Source organism: Pseudomonas marincola, assembly GCF_900682675.2.
Lineage (GTDB): Bacteria > Pseudomonadota > Gammaproteobacteria > Pseudomonadales > Pseudomonadaceae > Aquipseudomonas > Aquipseudomonas marincola.
The window spans coordinates 22,064-43,354 of sequence record NZ_LR215729.2; the positions used below are offsets into that span (position 1 = coordinate 22,064).

Below are 21,291 nucleotides of genomic sequence, written 5' to 3' on the forward strand. Positions count from 1 at the left end.
CCTTTCCTCAGCCGCGAGGAGTCGCGGCGATTTTGATCAGCTTGGCATAGTAGAAGCCGTCGTGGCCGTCCATTTGCGCCAACAATTGTCGACCGTGTGGCTGCTGCAGGCCAAATGGCCCGGCAATATCCAGTTCGCGTGCACCCGGCGTGCGTTCAAGGAAGGCCGCGATGGTTTCGCTGTTCTCGGTCGGCAGGGTCGAGCATGTGGCGTAGAGCATGATGCCGCCAACCGCCAGCGTTGGCCACAGTGCGTCAAGCAACTCGCCCTGAAGATGCGCCAGCGGGGCAATGTCTTCGGCTTTGCGCGCCAGTTTGATGTCCGGATGGCGACGAATCACGCCGGTGGCCGAACAGGGCGCGTCGAGCAGAATCCGCTGGAACGGCTTGCCGTCCCACCATTTGCTGACATCACGGCCGTCGGCGGCGATCAATTCGGCGTCGAGCTTGAGGCGCGCGAGGTTTTCGCGAACGCGCACCAGCCGCTTGGCTTCGAGGTCTATCGCCACCACGCCAGCCAGCTCGGGCTCGGCTTCGAGGATATGGCAGGTTTTTCCGCCCGGAGCGCAGCAGGCGTCGAGTACGCGTTGCCCCGGCGCCAGATCGAGCAAGTCTGCCGCCAGTTGCGCGGCTTCGTCCTGCACGCTGACGTGGCCTTCGGCAAACCCGGGCAGGGTGGTGACATCGCAGGCTTGAATCAGACGAATGCCATCGCGGCTGAAAGTGCAGGCGGTTGCTTCGATACCGGCTGCTTGCAGTTGTTGCAGATAGTCATCGCGGCTGCCGTGGCGGCGATTAACCCGCAGCATCAGCGGAGGATGCGCATTGTTGGCCGCGCAAATCGCTTCCCAGTGCTCGGGCCAATGGGCTTTGAGGGCCTTTTGCAGCCAGCGCGGATGCGCGGTGCGCACCATCGGGTCGCGTTCCATTTCCGCCAGCAGTGGCTCGGCTTCACGTTGGGCACGGCGCAACACGGCGTTGAGCAAACCCTTGGCCCAGGGCTTTTTCAGTTTGTCGGCGCAACCCACGGTTTCACCCAAGGCGGCGTGCGCGGGAATGCGTGTGTAGAGCAACTGATACAGGCCGACCAGCAACAAGGCCTCGACGTCCTTGTCGGCGGCCTTGAACGGTTTCTGCAAAAGCTTCTCGGCCAGCGCCGAAAGCCTTGGCTCCCAGCGCGCCGTGCCGAATGCCAGCTCTTGAGTCAGGCCGCGATCGCGTGGTTCAACCTTGTCGAGTTGTGGCGGCAGGCTGCTGCCCAGCGAAGCTTTGCCGGATAGAACCGCACTCAGGGCGCGGGCTGCAGCCAGACGCGGATTCATGCGAGCACCGTGCCGATGGCGAATTGGTCACGACGGCTGTTGTACAAGTCGGCGAAGTTCAGCGCCTTGCCGCCGGGCAATTGCAGTCGGGTCAGCAACAGCGCGCCGCTGCCGCAAGCGACCGTCAGGCCTTCTTTACTGGCGGCGAGAATTTCACCTGGCTTGCCACTGCCCTCGCCTAGTTTGGCGGCATGCACTTTGAGCGCTGCGCCATTGAGGCTGCTCTGGCAGATCGGCCAAGGGTTGAATGCACGGATCAACAGTTCCAGCTCAACGGCCGGACGCGACCAGTCGAGCTGTGCCTGTTCCTTATTAAGCTTGTGCGCATAGGTGGCCAGCGCATCATTTTGCACTTCGCCTTTCAGCGTGCCTGCCGCGAGGCCTGCAATCGCTTCGATCACGGCAGCCGGGCCAAGGCTGGCAAGCCGGTCATGCAGGCTGCCGCCGGTGTCTTCGGCGCTGATCGGGGTATGTGTCTTGAGCAGCATCGGGCCAGTATCGAGGCCCGCTTCCATCTGCATCACAGTAACCCCGGACTCGCTGTCACCGGCCTCAATCGCGCGCTGGATCGGCGCAGCCCCACGCCAGCGTGGCAGCAACGAGGCATGACTGTTGATACAGCCCAAACGCGGCGTATCGAGCACTACTTGCGGCAGGATCAGCCCGTAAGCGACCACCACCATCAAGTCGGCCTGCAAGCTGGCCAGCTCGGCCTGAGCATCCGCATCGCGCAGGGTTTGTGGCTGATAGACCGGAATGTCGTGTTCAAGCGCCAGCTGTTTGACCGGGCTCGGCATAAGCTTCTGCCCGCGGCCAGCCGGGCGATCTGGCTGGGTGTAAACCGCAACAATCCGATGAGATGTGCCAAGCAGGGCTTTCAGATGCTCGGCGGCGAATTCCGGAGTACCGGCAAAGACAATACGCAGTGCTTCAGTCATGTGGGCTCGCTAGATGGACAAGGCTTGCACGCACTGGCCGGGCTTGCGCGCGGAGTTGAGAGGCGCCAAGCCTGTGGATAAGTCAGCGCTTAATCGCGCAGGCGGTGCTGTTTTTCCAGCTTTTTCTTGATCCGGTCACGCTTCAGCGTAGACAGGTAATCAACGAACAGCTTGCCATTGAGGTGATCGCACTCGTGCTGAACGCACACGGCCAGCAGGCCTTCGGCGATTAGCTCGTAAGGCTTGCCATCACGGTCCAAAGCCTTGACCTTGACCTTCTGCGGGCGGTCGACGTTTTCATAGAAGCCCGGCACCGAAAGGCAGCCTTCCTGATACTGATCAACCTCGTCAGTCAGCGACTCGAACTCCGGGTTAATGAAAACCAGAGGTTCGGAGCGGTCTTCGGAGATGTCCATGACCACAATGCGCTTATGCACATTGACCTGTGTTGCAGCCAGACCAATGCCAGGGGCTTCGTACATGGTTTCAAACATGTCGTCTATCAACTGGCGTAATTCGTCATCAACGACGTCCACAGGCTTAGCAATGGTACGTAGTCGAGGATCTGGAAATTCTAGGATGTTTAAGATAGCCATATATGTTTGTGATGCACTTATGGAATAAAGTCAAAAAGCGCTGCTAAGATGATGAACAGCATGAAAAAGGCTTCACATCGTGGCGCGATTGATGTCACGACGCGGCGCTAGGGCGCTTCACAGAAGACACATAATAAAGGGATTCACCGAATGAGGAAATCACTACTCGCCCTGCTACTGCTCGCCGCGGGTGGCTTGGCCCAGGCTGCAGTTCAGCTTAAAGAGGGGCACCCGGACACTTATACAGTGGTCCGCGGCGATACGCTCTGGGATATTTCCGGGCGTTTCCTGAGCGAGCCCTGGAAATGGCCAGAAATTTGGCATGCAAATCCTCAGGTGAAAAACCCGCACTTGATCTATCCGGGCGACCAATTGTCGCTGGTCTATATCGACGGCCAGCCTCGGCTGATGCTCAACCGCGGTGCTTCACGCGGCACCATCAAGCTGTCGCCTAAAGTTCGCACCACGCCAATGGCAGAAGCCATTCCGACAATTCCGCTCGAAGCCATCAACAGCTTTTTGCTGAGAAACCGCATCGTTGAGTCCGACAAAGACTTCAACGCTGCGCCGTATATTGTTGCCGGTAATGCCGAGCGTGTTGTCAGTGGCGCGGGTGACCGTGTGTACGCACGCGGCAGCTTTGATCCGTCTGCACCGGTTTACGGCATCTTCCGTCAGGGTAAAACCTACAACGACCCGATCACCAAAGAGTTTCTCGGCATTAACGCCGACTCGATCGGCGGCGGCGAGATTGTTGCCGAAGAAGGCGATATCGGCACCATGATGCTCAGCCACGCCAATCAGGAAGTGCGCAACGGCGACCGCCTGTTCCCGACCGAGGAGCGTGCGATCAACTCGACATTCATGCCGAGCGAGCCAGCCGGTCCAATTGATGGTTTGATCCTCGATGTGCCGCGTGGTGTTTCGCAGATCGGCCAGTTCGATGTTGTGACCCTGAACAAGGGCTTGCGCGATGGCTTGGCTGAAGGCAACGTGCTGGCGGTCTACAAGACCGGCGAGACCGTGCGTGATCGTGTGACCGGCGAACAGGTAAAAATCCCTGACGAACGTGCAGGTTTGCTGATGGTGTTCCGCACCTACGACAAACTCAGCTATGGTTTGATTTTGGGTGCCACGCGCCAACTCGCAGTCATGGACAAAGTGCGTAACCCGTAACACCCGAAAACCCCGCCGCCCGGATTCGGGCGCGGGGTTTGCTGCTTTAGCCGCCTGCGCGGCGCGACAGATCAAGGATGATCAATATGTCGCAACGCCTGCCCAGCCATTCTCCGGCTGAAATCGAAGCCCGCCTCCGTCTGCATTGTTTACCGCAACTCGGCCCGCGCCGCTTGCATACCCTGTTCCGTGCCTTCGCCGATGCCTCGTCCGCCATCAGTGCGCCCGCCAGTGTCTGGCGTTCTCTGGGTTTGCCCGCGACTTGTGCAGCGTCACGTCGCTGCAGCGAGGTGCGCGAGCGAGCCCGAGCCGCACTGCAATGGCTTGAGGCAGAGCAGCATCACCTGTTGATGTGGGATGACGCGGACTACCCTGCACTGCTCGCCGAACTCAACGATGCGCCGCCGTTGCTGTTTGTGGCGGGTGACCGGGCTTTGCTCGAGCAGCCGCAACTGGCGATAGTCGGCAGTCGCCGCGCCTCCAAGCCGGGGCTCGATACCGCCCATGCTTTCGCCCGGAGTCTGGCGGCGGCAGGGTTCGTTATCACCAGTGGGCTGGCGCTGGGCATTGATGGCGCCGCGCACCGTGGCGCGCTGGCTGCAACCGGCAAAACCATCGCCGTGTTGGGCACTGGCTTGCAATGTGTATATCCGCCAAGGCATCGCCAGTTGGCTGTGGATATCGTCGCGCAAGGCGGGGCACTGGTCAGTGAGTTGCCTCTGGATTGCGCCCCTCTGGCCGGTAATTTCCCACGGCGTAACCGGCTTATCAGTGGTCTGTCGGTCGGCGTATTAGTGGTCGAAGCCAGTCCGTCCAGTGGCTCGCTAATCACCGCCAAACTGGCAGCCGAACAAGGCCGCGAGGTGTATGCGATTCCCGGTTCAATCCATCATCCGGGTGCGCGTGGCTGTCATCAGCTGATTCGCGATGGCGCCGCGCTGGTTGAATGCATTGATGATGTTTTGCAAGCGCTGCGCGGCTGGCAGAATCAACCCGCGCCGCCTGCGGAACCGGCGCGCAAAGAATCGCACCCGTTGCTCGCGCTGCTGTTCGCCGCCCCACAAACAAGTGAAGCGTTGGCGTTCGCCAGCGGCTGGCCATTACCCAAGGTGTTATCGACAATGACCGAACTTGAAATAGACGGTCGCGTCGCCAGCGAAAACGGTCTGTGGCACGCCCGGGCCATACAGAATTCGTAGCCTGGGAAAGGTCTTGCGAAATTCGGAACGCAAGCAGCGGCTCAACGATTGACGCCTGCGCATCGCTGCGCACTGGGTTTCCCCTCGTCCACGTCGTTTGGATACACTTGCCCGGCATGCATTCATGGAGCGCAGTTAATGGTCAGCAGTTGGCAAGTTCGGCAGGCAGCAAGTGTTGTACTTCAGGGCGGCGTGATCGCCTATCCGACCGAAGCCGTATGGGGGCTGGGCTGTGATCCGTTTGATGAGCTGGCCGTTGAGCGCTTGCTCGCGCTGAAAAGTCGGCCGATGCACAAAGGCCTGATTCTGGTCGCCGACAGCATTCATCAGTTCGACTTCCTGCTCGAAGACCTGCCCGAGATTTGGCAGGACCGCGTCGCCAGCACATGGCCGGGCCCAACCACGTGGCTGGTGCCGCATCAGGACCGTTTGCCCAAGTGGATTACGGGCGAGCACAACAGCGTGGCGATCCGCGTCAGCGATCATCCGCTGGTGCGCGAACTGTGCGCCCTCACCGGCCCGATTGTTTCAACCTCGGCAAACCCGGCAGGCCGCCCGTCCGCACGCACGCGGTTGCGCGTAGAACAATACTTCCCACGCCAGTTGGACAAGGTTCTCAACGGTAAATTGGGCGGACGCAAAAACCCCAGCCTGATCCGCGACCTGATCAGCGGGGATGTTGTTCGACCTTCATGAGGCGGAGCAAAACCGAGCCGCACGATTGGCCTCACAACAACACTCCCCAATGGAGGATGGATAAACCGCAGGTTAATCCGTCATGGCCATCTGTGGTGTGTACGCGGTTTCGCCTTTGATTTTGGCGGTATGGCGGGCATGTCATGCGTAATGCCGCGCCGCACCAATCGCCATGACGGATTGCCGCCTTCGGGGCTATCCATCCTCCGGATCGTGGTACGGCGTGCAACCGAGCCTCACAACAACATCCCCAATGGAGGATGGATAAACCGCAGGTTAATCCGTCATAGCCATCTGTGGTGGGTACGCGGTTTCGCGTTTGATTTTGGCGATGTGGCGGGCGTGATCGGATTGAAGCCGGGTTGGCGCAATGACGGGTGTTCCGTCATTGCGCTGCGCAACCTTACGGCAGCAGGATTGTTGAGCCGGTGGTCTGGCGGCCGCTCAGTGCGATCTGTGCTTTTGCGGCATCGGCCAAAGCGTAACGCTGGCTGATTTCGACGTTGAGCTTGCCGCTGCTGATCATGGCGAACAGCTCATCAGCCATGCTTTGCAGGCGCTGCGGCGTATCGGCGTAGCCCATCAGGGTTGGCCGGGTCACGAACAACGCGCCTTTCTGCGCCAGAATGCCGAGGTTGACCCCGCTTACTGCGCCAGATGCATTACCAAAGCTGACGACAAGGCCGCGCGGCGCGGTGCAGTCGAGCGAGGTTTCCCACGTGTCTTTACCCACACCGTCATAAACCACCGGGCACTTCTTGCCGTCGGTGAGCTCAAACACGCGCTTGGCAACGTCTTCGTGGCTGTAGTCGATAGTTGCCCATGCGCCCTGCTGCATCGCGCGCTCGGCCTTGGCCGCGGAGCTGACGGTGCCGATCAGGTTAACCCCGAGCGCCTTGGCCCACTGGCACGCAAACGAGCCAACACCACCCGCTGCGGCGTGGAACAAAATCGTCTCGCCGCCCTGCAATTGGTAAGTCTGGCGGAACAGGTACTGCACGGTTAAACCCTTGAGCATTACCGCAGCGGCCTGCTCAAAGCTGATCTCATCGGGCAGTTTTACCAGTCGCTCGGCCGGCAGCACATGCAGTTCGCTATACGCGCCCAGCGGGCCGGTGGCGTAGGCGACGCGATCACCCACCTTGAACGATGAAACTTCGCTGCCGACCGCTTCAACCACGCCAGCGCCTTCTGTGCCCAGGCTCGAAGGCAGTGCTGGCGGCTGATACAGGCCGCTGCGGAAATAGGTGTCGATGAAGTTCAGGCCGATAGCGTGGTTCTGCACGCGGACTTCTTTAGGGCCGGGAGCCGCGGGCTGATAGTCGGTGAATTCGAGTACTTCCGGGCCGCCGTGACTGCTGAATTGAATGCGCTTGGCCATGCCAGACTCCTTGCTGATGGTGAAAGGGACGCTGCGATTTAACGCCAGTAGACGCCCATAATGCCGCTAATTTGCGCGGCGGGCATTACTCCTATCGTCTGTCTTGCCGGTTAATGGCACAAAGTTGCTCAGGCGCATTACTGACCCTAGGTTTGATACCAGTCAACTGCGGGCGCACTGGCGGGAATGTTATGCTTGCGCCAGATTTCGCCTGTCAGCTTGTATGCTGTCAGGCACGACCCGTTTTAAGGTGCCGCTATGAGTGATCGTTCCCAAGCCGTGAAGGCTTACCTGCTCGACCTGCAAGACCGAATTTGCGCTGCTCTGGAAGCCGAAGATGGCGCCGCGCAGTTCTTCGAAGACGCCTGGGAGCGCCCGGCAGGTGGCGGCGGTCGTACGCGTGTCATGGAAAACGGCGGCCTGATTGAAAAAGGCGGGGTCAACTTCTCTCACGTATTCGGTACCGGCTTGCCGCCGTCTGCCAGCGCCCATCGCCCAGAGCTGGCCGGTCGCGGATTCGAGGCAATGGGTGTGTCGTTGGTGATTCACCCGACCAACCCGCACATCCCGACTTCGCACGCCAACGTGCGCTTTTTCATTGCCGAAAAAGAAGGCGAAGAAGCTGTGTGGTGGTTCGGCGGTGGTTTCGACCTGACTCCCTATTATGCCAACGAAGAAGACTGCGCCCACTGGCATCGCGTAGCAAAAGCGGCGTGCGATCCCTTCGGCGCCGATGTGTATCCGCGCTACAAAGAGTGGTGCGACCGTTATTTCCACATCAAGCATCGCAACGAGCCGCGTGGCATTGGCGGTTTGTTTTTCGACGACCTCAACGAGTGGGACTTCGACACCAGCTTCGCCTTCCTGCGCGCCATCGGTGACGCTTATCTAGAAGCCTACTTGCCGATTGTGCAGCGCCGCAAAGCGTTGCCGTACACCGAGCAGCAGCGCGAGTTTCAGGCTTACCGGCGCGGGCGTTACGTCGAGTTCAACCTGGTTTATGACCGCGGCACCCTCTTTGGCTTGCAGTCTGGCGGGCGCACCGAATCGATCCTCATGTCCCTGCCGCCGCACGTGCGTTGGGGCTATGACTGGAAAGCAGAGCCGGGCAGTGAAGAGGCTCGTCTCACCGAGTACTTCCTGACCGACCGCGACTGGCTGGCAGCAGATTGAGTTTGCAGCCAATGGCTCGTTTGCTGATTCTGCTCAGCGCGTTGGCAGTCCTTGCGGGCTGCTCAACGGCGCCGCCCCGCGATCAAACCAACCTGTGCAATATCTATCGCCAGTATCCGGACTGGTATGAAGATTCGCTCGACATGGAAAAAGCCTACGGCACGCCGATGAATGTGGCGATGGCGATCATGAAGCAGGAGAGCAGCTACGTCAGTGACGCGTTGCCGCCGCGCGATTACCTGCTGTGGATAATTCCGTGGGGCCGGGTCAGCTCGGCTTACGGTTATGCACAGGCGCAAGATCCGGTGTGGGGCGAATACAAAGACCAGACCGGTAACGGTGGCTCGCGAGACAACTTCGACGACGCGATCATGTTTATCGGCTGGTACACCGACGGCACTCAGCGCCAGCTCGGGGTTTCCAAGTGGGATGCCTACAAGCAATACCTCGCGTATCACGAGGGTCGAGGTGGGTTTAGCCGCGGTTCGCACAACGCCAAGCCCTGGCTGTTGCAGGTTGCACGCAAGGTTGAAACGCAGGCCAAAAACTATGGCTGGCAACTCAAGCAATGCCGCGAAGAGCTGGAAGACAACCGCAGCTGGTGGCCGTTCTAGCCGCGTTTGGTCGATCGCAGAGGTGATTTTTCGCAGGCCATGCGGTGGTACTTTGGCTATGATGGCGCCATCGTTTTCAGCTTGATCAAGGATTTCGCTCATGGACCGTTACGGCGTCTTCGGCAACCCCATTGGCCACAGCAAGTCGCCATTGATCCATAAAATGTTCGCCGAACAGACCGGCCAACAGCTCACTTATGAGGCGCTATTGGCGCCGCTGGATGGCTTTGCCGAATTTGCCAAAACCTTCTTTGCAGAAGGCAAAGGCGCCAACGTCACGGTGCCATTCAAGGAGCAGGCGTATCAGTTGGCCGACAGCCTCACTGCACGCGCCGAACGTGCGGGTGCAGTAAATACCTTGATGCGCACAGACGATGGCAGCCTGCTCGGTGACAACACCGACGGCGCCGGGCTGGTGCGTGATCTGCAGGAAAACGCCGGTTTCTCTTTGCGCGATAAACGCATCCTGCTGCTGGGTGCAGGCGGCGCGGTGCGCGGTGTGCTCGAGCCGATTTTGCAGCAGCAACCCGCCTCGCTGGTTATCGCCAACCGCACAGTCGCCAAAGCCGAGTTGCTGGCGCAGTTGTTCGCCGACCTGGGCCCGGTGGTGGCCAGCGGCTTTGACTGGATCGACGCGCCGGTCGATCTGATCATCAACGGTACCTCGGCAAGCCTTGCCGGCGAGCTGCCGCCAATTGCGCCCGGTCTGATCAAACCGGGCCACACCCTGTGCTACGACATGATGTACAGCAAGGAGCCCACCGCGTTCAATCGCTGGGCTGGTGAGCACGGTGCAGCGCGTACGCTGGATGGCCTGGGCATGTTGGCCGAGCAGGCGGCAGAGGCTTTTTATCTGTGGCGCGGCGTGCGCCCTGATACTGCGCCGGTGTTAGCCGAATTGCGCCGGTTGTTGGGCTGAGAGCTGGCCTTGCAAACCGCCGCCGTTAGTTAGCGGCCTTAGACTGGGTGGCGGCACCGACGCTGCCCAGAGATCAATCCTCAAACACAATCGGGCACGCTTCGGCGCCTTCAAGCTTCTGGATCTCGTCGATCACCTGTTGCCGTGCGCGGCGCATCACTAACTGGCGTTTCAGGCTGCCAAGGCGGCGGGCCTCCTGATGGAGCATTTCGACGCCAGCGTAATCAATAAAGTTAACGTGATGGGCATCGATGATGACCCGCTCACCCTGGCTGCGCTGGAGAATCTGCTGCACGTAATGGCAGGCGCCAAAGAAGATTGAGCCCTCAATGCGCAGCAGCGCTTCTTCATCTTCCTGCCAGAAGCGCACGCGTGGCTGCGAGGTGCGCTTGAGGTAGAAGAACAGCGATGCCAGAACCCCGGCATAAATCGCCGTTTGCAGCTCCATCAGTAAGGTTGCGCCGAGCGTTAGCAGCATCACCAGAAACTCTGAGCGACTCACCCGGTAGAGCGATTTGACCCCGGCAAAGTCGAGCAAACCCCAGCAGATAATCAGGATGCCAGCGGCCATGCTGGGCAACGGAATATGCTCGATCAGTTGGGTGCCGAACAGCGCAAACAGCGCGACCAGAATTGCTGAAAACACCCCGGCCAATGGAGTTTTCGCGCCGGCTTGCAGGTTCAGCGCCGAGCGGGTGAACGAGCCGGCGGAGGCGTAGGCCGAAAACCACGGCCCGACCATGTTGGAAAAACCCTGCGCGCGAACCTCCTGGTTGGCATCGAGAAACTGCCGCGACTTGGTTGCCAGCGAACGGGCAATCGACAAACTTGTAACCAGCCCCAGCATGCCGCAGGCAATTGCTGCGGGCAGCAGGCGGGTGATGTCATTCAGGTTGAAGTCGAGAATATGCAGCGGCGGCAGGCTGCCCTCAAAGGCTGCTACCAGCCCGACATGAGCAAATTGCTTGGGCATAAACAGCACCAGCAGGCTGCCGGCCAAAAGACCGATAAGAAGCGCTGGCCAGCGCGGCAACAGCAGCTTTATCAACACGCTGATCACCAGCGTAAAGCCCGCCACGGCAAAGGTTGGCCAGTCGATTTCGCTCAGGTGTTGGCCCAGGTTAAGCACCGTCGCCAGCGCTGTTGGCTGGCTGGCGATTTCAATTCCGAGCAGGTTGGGCAGTTGGCCCAAGGCAATCACCAGCGCTGCACCCAGGGTAAACCCCAGAACCACCGAGTGCGAAACGAAGTTGACCAGTGCGCCGAAGCGCAGCAAACCAAGCAGCCATTGAAAGATTCCGGCCATGAAACTCAGCAGCAAAATCAGGCCGATATAGGTATCGCTACCCGGCGTGGCCATGGGGCTTACGCTGGTAAACAAGACGATTGAAAGCGCCGCTGTAGGCCCGCAAATCAGGTGCCAGGATGAGCCCCACAGCGCCGCGATAATCACCGGCACAATCGCCGCGTACAACCCATACTCGGCGGGCAGGCCGGCGATCAGCGCATAGGCGATCGATTGCGGCAGCGCCAGAATCGCACCCGTCAGCCCGACCAATGCATCGTTGCTCAGCTTCTTGCGGTTAACCGAGGGCAGCCAGCGCAGAAACGGCAATAAAGACTGACGGGTAGGTAATCGCATCAGGGTTGGTTGTCTGCCTGGTTGGTTGTGTGAGCCATGATGGCGCGTTAGCGGGCCTGAGTGAAGGGCCGTATTTGCACAGTACAGCGTTTGTGGATAACTTTAATGCAGCCACACTGGCGCTTAAACAGTGTGTTTGGTTGCGCAGGTATTCTAAGAGTAGTCGTAACACCAGACGAAAGGTAGGAACACAGTTGTGGCAGGGGGCTCCAAAGCTGCTGGGCTTATTCCGTATACTGCGCGCTCTGGATCGATGGTTCAGACCCACCCCATTTAACCTAGTGAATCTCCACGTGAAAATTCGTCAGACGTTAGTCAGCTTGCTGCTGGTTTGCAGCAGTGTTGTAGTTGCAACGCACGCCAACGCCACCAGCAAGGCGCCGGCGCGACAGGAATTGGCGGCAGGCAGCGCCCTGTTGGTCGACCTGAAAACCAATGAAGTACTGTATTCGAGCAATCCCAATATGGTGCTGCCGATTGCCTCGGTCACCAAGTTGATGACTGCTCTGGTCACCTTGGATGCCAAGCTGCCGATGGATGAGATGCTCGACATCAACATCGCCGATACCAAGGAAATGCGTGGGGTTTATTCGCGGGTTCGGGTGGGCAGTGAAGTCAGCCGCCGTACCATGCTGCTGCTGGCGCTGATGTCGTCTGAAAACCGTGCGGCGGCCAGTCTGGCGCACCATTATCCGGGCGGTCAGGTGGCCTTTATTGCGGCCATGAATGCCAAGGCGCGTGCGCTCGGCATGAGCCATACACACTATGTTGAGCCTACGGGTTTGTCGCCGCATAACGTCTCGACGGCGACGGATCTGGTCAAGCTGCTCAAGGCCACTGAGAAGTACCCGATGCTCAGCGAATTGAGCACCAGCGACGACAAGACCGTGGCGTTTCGCAAACCCAATTACACCCTGGGTTTTCGTAACACCAACGGCCTGGTGCGCAAGGACAACTGGAGCGTGCAGTTGACCAAAACCGGCTTCACCAATGAAGCCGGGCATTGTCTGGTTATGCGCACCGTGATGAAAAATCGTCCGGTGGCGTTCGTGGTGCTTGATGCCTTTGGCAAATACACCCACATGGCCGACGCCAACCGCCTGAAGAAGTGGATGGAAACGGGCGCGATTACCCCAGTGCCAGCGGCTGCAATCAGCTATCGCCAACAGAAACAAGCGCAGCGTCAGTTGCAGGCGCAAGTCGAGTAACGCGCTAACGCGAACCGAAGAGCCGCTGCCACAGCAATCAGGCAGCGGCTTTTTTGTGTCTGCGGGTTTTGCAATTGGCGGCGTCCCGCGTTCAGCTGCGCCTTGCAATATTACATAATCTTAAATATAAGGATAAATAATGTAATTAAAGCCCAGAATAAGGCGCACTCAGTCGCGATGAAAAACACCGCCAAAAGCATGATTCTCGATCTACTGGTTGCCGCTGGCGACAAGCCTTTGCTGGCGCGTGAGGCGGTGGCGGCGTGTGCCCTGTTTGGGATCAGCGAAAACAGCGTGCGGGTTACTCTGGCGCGTCTTTCCGCTGAGTCGCTGATTAAGGGCGCCGGTCGCGGCAGCTACAAGTTGGGGCCAAATGCCTTGCAGTTGTCGGCAGAGCGGGCGGCCTGGCAGCAGGCTGAACAGCGCATGAGGCCGTGGGCGGGTGATTACTTGCTGGTATACGCCGCTGCCTTGGGCCGCACCGACCGCACGGCGTTGCGCCAGCGTGAGCGTGCCTTGCAGATGCTCGGCTTTTGCGAGCTGCAGAAAGGCCTGTATATCCGCCCGAATAACATCGAAGACGACATTGCCGCGGTCCGTCAGCGGCTTCTGGCGCTGGGGCTGGAGCCACAGGCGCTGGTGTTCACCGGCAATGGTTTTACTGACGAAGAACTGGCGCGCATTCGCACACTTTGGGACGGCGCAGCCCTGACCCAGCGTTACCAGCAACTGACCCACCAGCTCAATGAGTGGCTTGCCAGTGCCGTTGATCTTGAGCCTGAGGTTCGTGCACGCGAGGTCTTTGTGTTGGGCAGCGCGGCAATTCGTCAGGTGCTCTTCGACCCGCTGCTGCCCGAGCCTTTTGTCGACGCGCAGGTGCGCCACACGTTTGTCGAATGTGCCCAGCACTTTGTCGCTGAGGGCCGGCGCATCTGGCTGGAGCTGTTTGCCAATGGCTTGTCGCCTGTCCCTGTCGAGCCTGCTTGCAGCACTCAACACCCCTTGCATTGATGGAATAACACTCCCGGAAAAACCTGATGAACGAAAGAATAAAAATAACCGAGATATTCAGCCGCGACGAAATAAAGCAACTCACTGCCCGCTCGGATGCCTATGGGGCTTGGGCGGTAGGCTCGACCTGGGCTGTGATCGGGCTGACGTTTGCGCTGCTGGCTTATGCCCAGAGCCATGTGCCGTTGTGGGCGTTCATTGCAGCGTTGGTCGTCGGCATGGCGGTGATCGCTGGCCGCCAGTTGTGCCTGGCGATTCTTCAGCACGACGCCGCGCATGGCACCTTGTTCAAGAGCAAGTGGGGCAATGATGTTCTCAGCGATTGGTTATGCGCGCGGCCAGTGTGGAATGAGCTGCACAAGTATCGTCCGTACCATCTGGTGCACCACGCCAAGACCTCGACCGAAGATGATCCCGATCTGAGTCTGGTCGCCGGTTTTCCCACCACGCGGCGCTCGCTGCTGCGCAAGCTCGCCCGCGACACCTTTGGCATTACCGGCTTCAAGTTTGTGCTCGGCCGGGTGCTGATGGACGCCGAAGTTATCAAGTGGACGGTGGCCAACGATGTTCAGCCGCTGCCGCAGGACGGGCGCAAATGGTGGAGTTATCCACAAGCCTTCTTGCGCAACGCGGCTGGAATGTTGATAACCAATGGCATTTTGTTTGCCGCGTTGGCAGCCACAGGCAATGCCTGGCTGTATGGTGTTTGGGTGGTGGCGTACATCACCCCGTTCCCGCTGTTTATCCGCATCCGCTCGATGGCCGAGCACGCGTGTCTGGGCAGCAGCCGCAACACCTTGCGCAACACCCGTACGACTCGCGCAGGCTTTGTGGCGCGCGCGTTTGTGGCGCCGATTCGGGTGAATTATCACATCGAGCATCATCTGATGGCGTCGGTGCCCTACTTCCGTCTGCCGCAGATGCATCAGATGCTGCTTGAGCGCGGCCATGTGCCGACGCCACCGAGTTACTTCGATGTGCTGCGGCTGGTCAGCAGCCGGGCGCTGTAGTGGAGTAGATATGAAAAAGCCGCTGCCTGATCGGGCAGCGGCTTTTGCTTAGCGCAGTTGTTGCTTAGCGGCGGGCGCTGCGAACGCCTTCAGCGAGTTCACTGCACAGTTGCAGTACACCGTTAACAGCGTCTTCGCTGTTGTCGGCTTTCTCGATCTGGTCGATCAGTGCCGAACCCACCACAACACCGTCAGCCAGTCGTGCAATCGTTGCGGCGTGCTCTGGCGTGCGGATACCGAAACCGATGCTGATCGGCAGGTCAGTGTGGCGACGCAAGCGCGCTACGGCGGCTTCTACGTGTTCCAGCGTGGCCGAGCCTGCACCGGTAACACCGGCAACCGAGACGTAGTAAACGAAGCCGGAGCTGCCGTTAAGCACTTTGGGCAGACGCTTGTCGTCGGTGGTCGGAGTGGTCAGGCGGATGAAGTCGATGCCCGCCGCTTGCGCCGGATCACACAGGTCGACGTTATGCTCTGGCGGCAGATCGACCACGATCAGGCCATCAACACCGGCTTCCTTGGCTTCGGCGATAAAGTTATCCACACCGAATTTATGAATCGGGTTGAAGTAGCCCATCAGCACCAGCGGCGTGCTTTGGTCGTCTTGGCGGAACTCGCGGACCATTTGCAGGGTTTTGCGCAGATCCTGTTTGGCGGCCAGCGCGCGGATGTTGGCCAGCTGAATCGCCGGGCCATCAGCCATTGGGTCGGTGAAAGGCATGCCCAGCTCGATCACATCGGCACCGGCTTTCGGCAGACCCTTGAGGATCGCCAGTGAGGCGTCATAGCCGGGGTCGCCTGCGGTAACGAAGGTCACCAGTGCAGCGCGGTTCTGTTGTTTCAGCTCGGCAAAGCGGGTTTGCAGGCGGCTCATGCAGTTTTCTCCTGCTGGTTTACGGTCTCTGCCATGTGGTGCATGACGGTTTGCATGTCTTTGTCGCCACGGCCGGACAGGTTGACCACCATCAGGTGATCCTTGGGCAGGCTTGGCGCGCGCTTGAATACTTCAGCCAGTGCGTGGGCGCTTTCCAGTGCCGGGATAATGCCTTCGAGGCGGCAGCAGCTGTGGAAGGCTTCCAACGCTTCGTCGTCTGTTACCGAGGTGTACTGAACGCGGCCGATATCATGCAACCAGGCGTGCTCAGGGCCGATGCCGGGATAGTCGAGGCCAGCCGAAATCGAGTGGGCGTCGATGATCTGACCATCGTCATCCTGGAGCAAAAAGGTGCGATTGCCGTGCAATACGCCGGGAACACCGCCGTTCAGGCTGGCCGCGTGCTTGCCGGTTTCAATGCCGTAACCGGCTGCTTCGACGCCGATAATCTCGACAGATTTGTCGTCGAGGAAGGGGTGGAACAAGCCCATGGCGTTGGAGCCGCCACCGATGCAGGCAACCAGGCTGTCGGGCAGACGGCCTTCCTGATCCTGCAACTGGTCACGGGTTTCCTTGCCGATAACGGCCTGGAAATCACGCACCATTGCCGGATACGGGTGTGGGCCAGCCACGGTGCCAATCAGGTAGAAGGTGCTGTCGACGTTGGTCACCCAATCACGCAGCGCCTCGTTCATGGCATCTTTCAGGGTGCCGGTGCCGGCGGTAACCGGAATCACGGTAGCGCCCAGCAGCTTCATACGGAATACGTTGGCCTGCTGACGGTCGATGTCAGTGGTGCCCATATAAATCACGCAATCCAGGCCAAAACGTGCGGCTACGGTGGCGGTTGCAACGCCGTGCATGCCCGCGCCAGTCTCGGCGATGATGCGTTTTTTACCCATGCGCCGGGCCAGCAAAATCTGGCCGATGCAGTTGTTAATCTTGTGCGCGCCGGTGTGGTTGAGCTCTTCGCGCTTGAGGTAAATCTTCGCCCCGCCGCAGTGTTCGGTCAGGCGCTCGGCGAAGTACAGCGGGCTCGGGCGACCCACATAATCGCGCTGGAAGTAGGCCAGTTCTTTGGCGAACTCGGGGTCCTGCTTGGCCTTCTCGTATTCGTCTGCCAGATCGTGGATCAATGGCATCAGGGTTTCGGCGACATACTGGCCGCCAAACGAGCCGAACAGGCCTGTGGCGTCTGGGCCGCTGCGAAATGAAGTCATGGTGTTCTCCTGAAGCTGGAACTGTGGGTCTGCCAAGGCGCACCGGGGCGATTTGGGACAATGAACACAGGATAATGCTGTGGCGGATCGGACAAAAGCGATAAGATTGACTCGACCTGTCAGGAAAACTCACATATGAGTCGCGAGCTTCCCCCCCTTAATGCCCTTCGTGCGTTTGAAGCTGCCGCCCGGCTGGGCAACCTGAGCTTGGCCGCTGACGAGCTGCATGTCACTCACGGTGCAGTGAGCCGGCAGGTTCGTGCACTTGAAGAGCATTTGGGGTTGGCCTTGTTCGTCAAGGATGGTCGCGGCCTTAAACTCACAGATGCAGGCGTGCGTTTGCGCGATACCAGCAGTGAGGTTTTCGCTCGTTTGCGTAGCGTCTGTGCGGAGCTGCAACAAGGTCAGGCCAACGCCCCTTTCGTATTGGCCTGTCCCGGCAGTTTGTTGGCCCGCTGGTTTATCCCGCGCCTCGACCGGCTGAATCGGGAGTTGCCGGAGCTGCGCCTGCAATTATCTGCCAGCGAAGGCGAGCTTGATCCACGACGCAGTGGCGTGGATGCCACCTTATGGTTCGCCGAGCCGCCGTGGCCAGCCGATATGCAGGTGTTTGAACTGGCGACCGAATGCATCGGCCCGGTGATGAGCCCGCGTTATTCGCGCTACCCACAATTGCATGGCGCGCCAGCGGCAAGCCTGCTGGGTGAGCCGTTGTTGCATACCATCTCGCGTCCGCAGGCATGGCCAAGTTGGGCGCAAAGCAATGCGCTGAATCCTGCCGATCTGCAATTGGGCCAAGGCTTTGAGCATCTGTATTACTTGCTGGAAGCGGCGGCGGCCGGGTTGGGTGTGGCTATCGCACCGCAACAACTGGTGGCTGATGATTTGGCCGCGGGGCGTTTGGTCGCGCCTTGGGGTTTTGTCGAAACCCCGGCGCGGCTGGCGCTGTGGGTGCCTTCGCGATTGCTCGACAAGCGTGCGCAGTTGTTGGCGCAGTGGTTGCGCAATGAGTTGCAGCCGTCCTGATAGAACTTTAGGCCGGCTGACCCTGTCGACTGTTGTGAAGACAGCAACGAGTTGCGTTTTTAAACAACAGTCAGGGAGAAACTCATGTCAGATCATCACACCTATAAAGTCGTGGAAGTGGTTGGAACATCGAAAGTTGGCACCGATGACGCTATTAACAATGCAATTGCCGAGTGCGCGAAATCAATTCGCCATCTCGATTGGTTTGAGGTGGTGAACACCCGCGGACACATTGAAGGCGGCAAGGTTGCGCATTTTCAGGTGACCCTCAAAGTCGGCTTTCGCTTAAGCGACAGCTAAGCCAGCTAGCCCAGGCACGGCCGCATCGCCCCAAAACTTGTGTCGTACGGAGGATGGATAAACCGCAGGTTAATCCGTCATGGCGGCCATCGGCCGCCGCGTTGCGGTCTGTGGTCGGATGGTTGATGGCCCGGCGCGGGGTGTGTTGCGGGGCGTAAATCGCTCGACGGATTGCCACCTTTGGTGGCTATCCATCCTCCGTCATGTTTATGGCTTGTGGCCGTGTCGCTACAAAACTTACGTCGTACGTCGGCTGCCGCGTTGCAGTCTGTGGTCGGATGATTGACGGCCCGGCGGGGGTTGTGTTGCGGGGCGTGAATCGCTCGACGGATTGCCACCTTCGGTGGCTATCCATCCTCCGTCATGTGCATGGCTTGCGACCGTATCACCACAAAATTCATGGCGGCCATCGGCTGTCGCGTTGCGGTTTGTGGTCGGATGGTTGATGGCCCGGCGTGGCGTGTGTTGCGGGGCGTGAATCGCTCGACGGATTGCCACCTTTGGTGGCTATCCATCCTCCGTCATGTGTACGGCTTGCGGCCGTGTCGCCACAAAATTCATGGCGGCCATCGGCTGCCGCATTGCGGTCTGTGGTCGGACGATTGATGGCCCGGCGCGGGGTGTGTTGCGGGGCGTAAATCGCTCGACGGATTGCCACCTTTGGTGGCTATCCATCCTCCGCATCGTCCGGTCAAACCTAAACCTTCCTTATTTGGCAAACATCTGCGAGATGTCTTTGAACGCCTTGAATTCGAGGGCGTTTCCGCACGGATCAAACAAGAACATTGTGGCCTGCTCGCCCACCTGCCCTTTGAACCGTACATACGGTTCGATCACGAATCGGGTTTTCAATGACTGCAGGCGCTCGGCCAACGCTTCCCAATCTTCCCACGCCAGCACCACGCCGAAGTGCGGCACCGGCACATCGTGGCCGTCTACGGCGTTGCTGTGGGCTTCGGCTTGATGAGGCATTTGTGGCGCCTGGTGAATTACCAATTGGTGGCCAAAGAAATCGAAGTCGACCCAATGATCACTGCTGCGGCCTTCGTCGCAACCAAATACCTGGCCGTAAAAGTGCCGTGCGGCGGCGAGGTCGTGGACGGGAATAGCCAAATGAAAGGGCGCGAGTGCCATTGATTGAATCCTCGGTTGATCAGCGGTTAACTGATTTTATTAGCTATAAAATTGATTAAAAGCGAATATCCTTGCTGCCAAGCACAAATAAAATTGATCAATGAGAGTGCCATGCTGCGCGAGCTGAAAACCTTTGTGATGGTCGTCCGTCATGGCACATTTGCGGCCGCCGGACGCCATGTCGGGCTTACTCAGTCGGCTGTCAGTGCGCAAATGCGCACGCTGGAGCAAACCCTCGGTGTGCGCTTGTTCGATCGCAGCGGGCGTACCGCGCAGCTCAATGCTGCGGGTCGGCACGCACTGCCTTTGGCCGAGCAAATGCTCGCGCTGGCGGCGCAAATGGCCCTCCCCGGCTCGCTGGCTGAATGGCAAGGTGAACTCAAGATCGGCGCTATCGCGACCGTGCAAACCAGTTGGCTGCCCGAGGCGCTGCCGCGCTTTAAGGCGTTGGCGCCCAAGGTTGAGCTGCAACTGGTGCCCGGAGTCTCACTGCAGTTGCTGAGCCAGATAGATGCCGGTGAGCTGGACCTGGCACTGATGATCAAGCCGCCCTTCGCGCTGCCCAAGGAGCTTGAGGTCATCAGCCTGGCGCATGAGCGCTTTGTGTTGATCGCTCCGCAGGATGTCGCAGGCAATGATCCATTGCAGTTACTCGCCCGCGAGCCTTTTGTGCGTTACGACCGGCGCTCGTTTGGTGGCCGGTTAGTGAGCGATTTCTTGTGCGAGCAGCGAATTGAAGTACAGGAGGCGCTGGAGCTGGATGAGCTGGAAGCAATTGTGCGTATGGTTGAATGCGGGCTTGGCGTTTCGCTTATTCCCTATGCCGGGCTCTGGCTGCAACGCCCCACGCAACTGCGGGTTATCGAGTTGGGCGCTTTGGGTTTTCAGCGCGAACTGGTCGCCGTCATGCGTCGCGCCCAGCGTCAGCCTGCCGTGGAGTGCTTGCTTGGCTGCTTAACGGGCAAAACAAAGCCCGCATGAAGCGGGCTTGTCGGGTAAAGCAATTAGCGCTGAATGATCAGAACGCCGGAACCACTGCGCCCTGGTACTTCTCAAGGATGAATGCCTTGGTTTCAGGGCTGGTCAATGCTTTGGCCAGCTTCTGCATGGCGGCGCTGTCTTTGTTGTCCGGGCGGGCAACCAGCACGTTGACGTATGGCGACTCGCTGCCTTCGATGACCAGTGCATCCTTGGTCGGGTTCAGCTTGGCTTCGAGTGCGTAGTTGGTGTTGATCAGGGCCAGATCGACTTGAGTCAGAACGCGCGCCAGAGTGGCGGCTTCGAGCTCACGCACTTTGATCTTCTTCGGGTTCTCGACGATGTCTTTCGGGGTCGCAGTGATGTTGCTGCTGTCTTTAAGCTTGATCACGCCGGCTTTTTGCAGCAGCAGCAGCGCGCGGCCACCGTTGGTTGCATCGTTCGGAATCACCACGTTGGCGCCTTGCGGCAGGTCAGCGAGGTCTTTGATGGTGCTGGAGTAAGCGCCGAACGGTTCTACGTGAACGCCAACAACGCTGACCAGATCAGCGCCACGGCTCTTGTTGAACTCGTCGAGGTACGGCTGGTGCTGGAAGAAGTTGGCGTCGATGCGCTTCTCGGCAACCTGGATGTTCGGTTGTACGTAGTCGGTGAAAACCTTCACTTGCAGGTCGACGCCTTCTTTGGCCAGCGTCGGCTTAACGAATTCGAGGATTTCGGCGTGCGGCACAGCAGTGGCTGCAACGGTCAGGGTTTCGGCTTGTGCGGCAACAGCGGTGAAGGCTGCAGCGGCAGCAAAAGCGGTCAGCAGTTTTTTCATGTTCAACTCCTTGTGGGATGGGTTGGCGGGTGGCGCTGGCCAGCTGTTTAGCCTG

Annotated in this window: 21 protein-coding genes; 12 read left to right on the plus strand and 9 right to left on the minus strand. The window is 59.3% G+C overall.

Features of this window, described 5'->3' with window-relative positions; genetic code table 11:
- Positions 1–7: 7 nt before the first annotated feature.
- The 3 genes from rsmB to def all read right to left on the minus strand — a co-directional run bounded on the left by rsmB (position 8) and on the right by def (position 2,855).
- The gene (gene rsmB / locus PMYSY11_RS00095; protein WP_150547985.1) at positions 8–1,321 is read right to left on the minus strand and encodes a 16S rRNA (cytosine(967)-C(5))-methyltransferase RsmB; all 1,314 of its coding nucleotides are present in this window, start codon (positions 1,319–1,321) and stop codon (positions 8–10) included.
- Entirely contained in the window at positions 1,318–2,259 is a 942-nt protein-coding gene (fmt, locus tag PMYSY11_RS00100) for a methionyl-tRNA formyltransferase (protein ID WP_150547986.1), read from the minus strand. Before fmt ends, rsmB begins: the two co-directional genes overlap by 4 nt.
- A gap of 89 nt (positions 2,260–2,348) precedes the next feature.
- On the minus strand, positions 2,349–2,855 hold the full coding sequence (gene def / locus PMYSY11_RS00105) for a peptide deformylase (protein ID WP_069900074.1): 507 nt from the start codon (positions 2,853–2,855) through the stop codon (positions 2,349–2,351).
- Between the two features lie 150 nt (positions 2,856–3,005).
- On the opposite strand from def, the gene PMYSY11_RS00110 reads away from it, so the two are divergent.
- From PMYSY11_RS00110 to tsaC, 3 genes are all read left to right on the plus strand, one after another.
- A complete protein-coding gene (locus PMYSY11_RS00110; RefSeq protein ID WP_069900075.1) occupies positions 3,006–4,031 on the plus strand; it encodes a LysM peptidoglycan-binding domain-containing protein in 1,026 nt (341 codons plus the stop codon).
- An 86-nt stretch (positions 4,032–4,117) separates the two neighbouring features.
- On the plus strand, positions 4,118–5,230 hold the full coding sequence (gene dprA / locus PMYSY11_RS00115; protein ID WP_239655513.1) for a DNA-processing protein DprA: 1,113 nt from the start codon (positions 4,118–4,120) through the stop codon (positions 5,228–5,230).
- A gap of 138 nt (positions 5,231–5,368) precedes the next feature.
- Positions 5,369–5,926 carry an L-threonylcarbamoyladenylate synthase type 1 TsaC gene (tsaC, locus tag PMYSY11_RS00120; protein WP_069900076.1) on the plus strand — a complete coding sequence of 186 codons (558 nt, stop codon included), beginning with the start codon at positions 5,369–5,371 and terminating at the stop codon, positions 5,924–5,926.
- A gap of 403 nt (positions 5,927–6,329) precedes the next feature.
- Here tsaC and PMYSY11_RS00125 read toward each other — a convergent pair whose 3' ends face one another.
- Positions 6,330–7,307, minus strand: a complete 978-nt coding sequence (locus tag PMYSY11_RS00125; protein WP_150547987.1) for an NADPH:quinone reductase — start codon at positions 7,305–7,307, stop codon at positions 6,330–6,332.
- A 258-nt stretch (positions 7,308–7,565) separates the two neighbouring features.
- Here PMYSY11_RS00125 and hemF point away from each other — a divergent pair, with 258 nt between their 5' ends.
- From hemF to aroE, 3 genes are all read left to right on the plus strand, one after another.
- Positions 7,566–8,480: an oxygen-dependent coproporphyrinogen oxidase gene (gene hemF / locus PMYSY11_RS00130; RefSeq protein WP_150547988.1), complete on the plus strand. Its 915-nt coding sequence runs from the start codon at positions 7,566–7,568 to the stop codon at positions 8,478–8,480.
- Positions 8,481–8,491: 11 nt separating this feature from the next.
- Positions 8,492–9,094: a transglycosylase SLT domain-containing protein gene (locus tag PMYSY11_RS00135; RefSeq protein WP_069900079.1), complete on the plus strand. Its 603-nt coding sequence runs from the start codon at positions 8,492–8,494 to the stop codon at positions 9,092–9,094.
- Between the two features lie 100 nt (positions 9,095–9,194).
- Positions 9,195–10,013 carry a shikimate dehydrogenase gene (gene aroE, locus PMYSY11_RS00140; RefSeq protein WP_150547989.1) on the plus strand — a complete coding sequence of 273 codons (819 nt, stop codon included), beginning with the start codon at positions 9,195–9,197 and terminating at the stop codon, positions 10,011–10,013.
- A 73-nt stretch (positions 10,014–10,086) separates the two neighbouring features.
- Here aroE and PMYSY11_RS00145 read toward each other — a convergent pair whose 3' ends face one another.
- Entirely contained in the window at positions 10,087–11,655 is a 1,569-nt protein-coding gene (locus PMYSY11_RS00145; RefSeq protein WP_150547990.1) for a SulP family inorganic anion transporter, read from the minus strand.
- A gap of 293 nt (positions 11,656–11,948) precedes the next feature.
- Here PMYSY11_RS00145 and pbpG point away from each other — a divergent pair, with 293 nt between their 5' ends.
- From pbpG to PMYSY11_RS00160, 3 genes are all read left to right on the plus strand, one after another.
- The gene (pbpG, locus tag PMYSY11_RS00150; protein WP_069900082.1) at positions 11,949–12,863 is read left to right on the plus strand and encodes a D-alanyl-D-alanine endopeptidase; all 915 of its coding nucleotides are present in this window, start codon (positions 11,949–11,951) and stop codon (positions 12,861–12,863) included.
- 177 nt (positions 12,864–13,040) lie between these two features.
- Positions 13,041–13,874: a PaaX family transcriptional regulator C-terminal domain-containing protein gene (locus tag PMYSY11_RS00155; RefSeq protein ID WP_150547991.1), complete on the plus strand. Its 834-nt coding sequence runs from the start codon at positions 13,041–13,043 to the stop codon at positions 13,872–13,874.
- A gap of 26 nt (positions 13,875–13,900) precedes the next feature.
- Entirely contained in the window at positions 13,901–14,884 is a 984-nt protein-coding gene (locus tag PMYSY11_RS00160; RefSeq protein WP_150547992.1) for a fatty acid desaturase family protein, read from the plus strand.
- Positions 14,885–14,948: 64 nt separating this feature from the next.
- Here the strand turns inward: PMYSY11_RS00160 and trpA are convergent, their stop codons facing one another.
- Complete coding sequence (gene trpA / locus PMYSY11_RS00165) at positions 14,949–15,758, minus strand: tryptophan synthase subunit alpha (RefSeq protein WP_150547993.1); 810 nt, start codon at positions 15,756–15,758, stop codon at positions 14,949–14,951.
- Positions 15,755–16,978 carry a tryptophan synthase subunit beta gene (trpB, locus tag PMYSY11_RS00170; RefSeq protein WP_069900086.1) on the minus strand — a complete coding sequence of 408 codons (1,224 nt, stop codon included), beginning with the start codon at positions 16,976–16,978 and terminating at the stop codon, positions 15,755–15,757. Before trpB ends, trpA begins: the two co-directional genes overlap by 4 nt.
- Before the next feature lie 135 nt (positions 16,979–17,113).
- Here trpB and PMYSY11_RS00175 point away from each other — a divergent pair, with 135 nt between their 5' ends.
- Positions 17,114–18,004, plus strand: a complete 891-nt coding sequence (locus PMYSY11_RS00175; RefSeq protein WP_069900087.1) for a LysR family transcriptional regulator — start codon at positions 17,114–17,116, stop codon at positions 18,002–18,004.
- Between the two features lie 84 nt (positions 18,005–18,088).
- Positions 18,089–18,304 (plus strand): dodecin, encoded by a 216-nt coding sequence (locus PMYSY11_RS00180; protein ID WP_090512578.1) that lies wholly within the window; start codon positions 18,089–18,091, stop codon positions 18,302–18,304.
- A gap of 708 nt (positions 18,305–19,012) precedes the next feature.
- Here PMYSY11_RS00180 and PMYSY11_RS00185 read toward each other — a convergent pair.
- A complete protein-coding gene (locus PMYSY11_RS00185; protein WP_090512581.1) occupies positions 19,013–19,438 on the minus strand; it encodes a VOC family protein in 426 nt (141 codons plus the stop codon).
- A gap of 111 nt (positions 19,439–19,549) precedes the next feature.
- Between PMYSY11_RS00185 and PMYSY11_RS00190 the strand changes: the two genes are divergently transcribed.
- A complete protein-coding gene (locus tag PMYSY11_RS00190; protein WP_150547994.1) occupies positions 19,550–20,419 on the plus strand; it encodes a LysR family transcriptional regulator in 870 nt (289 codons plus the stop codon).
- 37 nt (positions 20,420–20,456) lie between these two features.
- Here PMYSY11_RS00190 and PMYSY11_RS00195 read toward each other — a convergent pair whose 3' ends face one another.
- A complete protein-coding gene (locus tag PMYSY11_RS00195) occupies positions 20,457–21,236 on the minus strand; it encodes a MetQ/NlpA family ABC transporter substrate-binding protein (RefSeq protein WP_090512587.1) in 780 nt (259 codons plus the stop codon).
- Between the last annotated feature and the right edge of the window lie 55 nt (positions 21,237–21,291).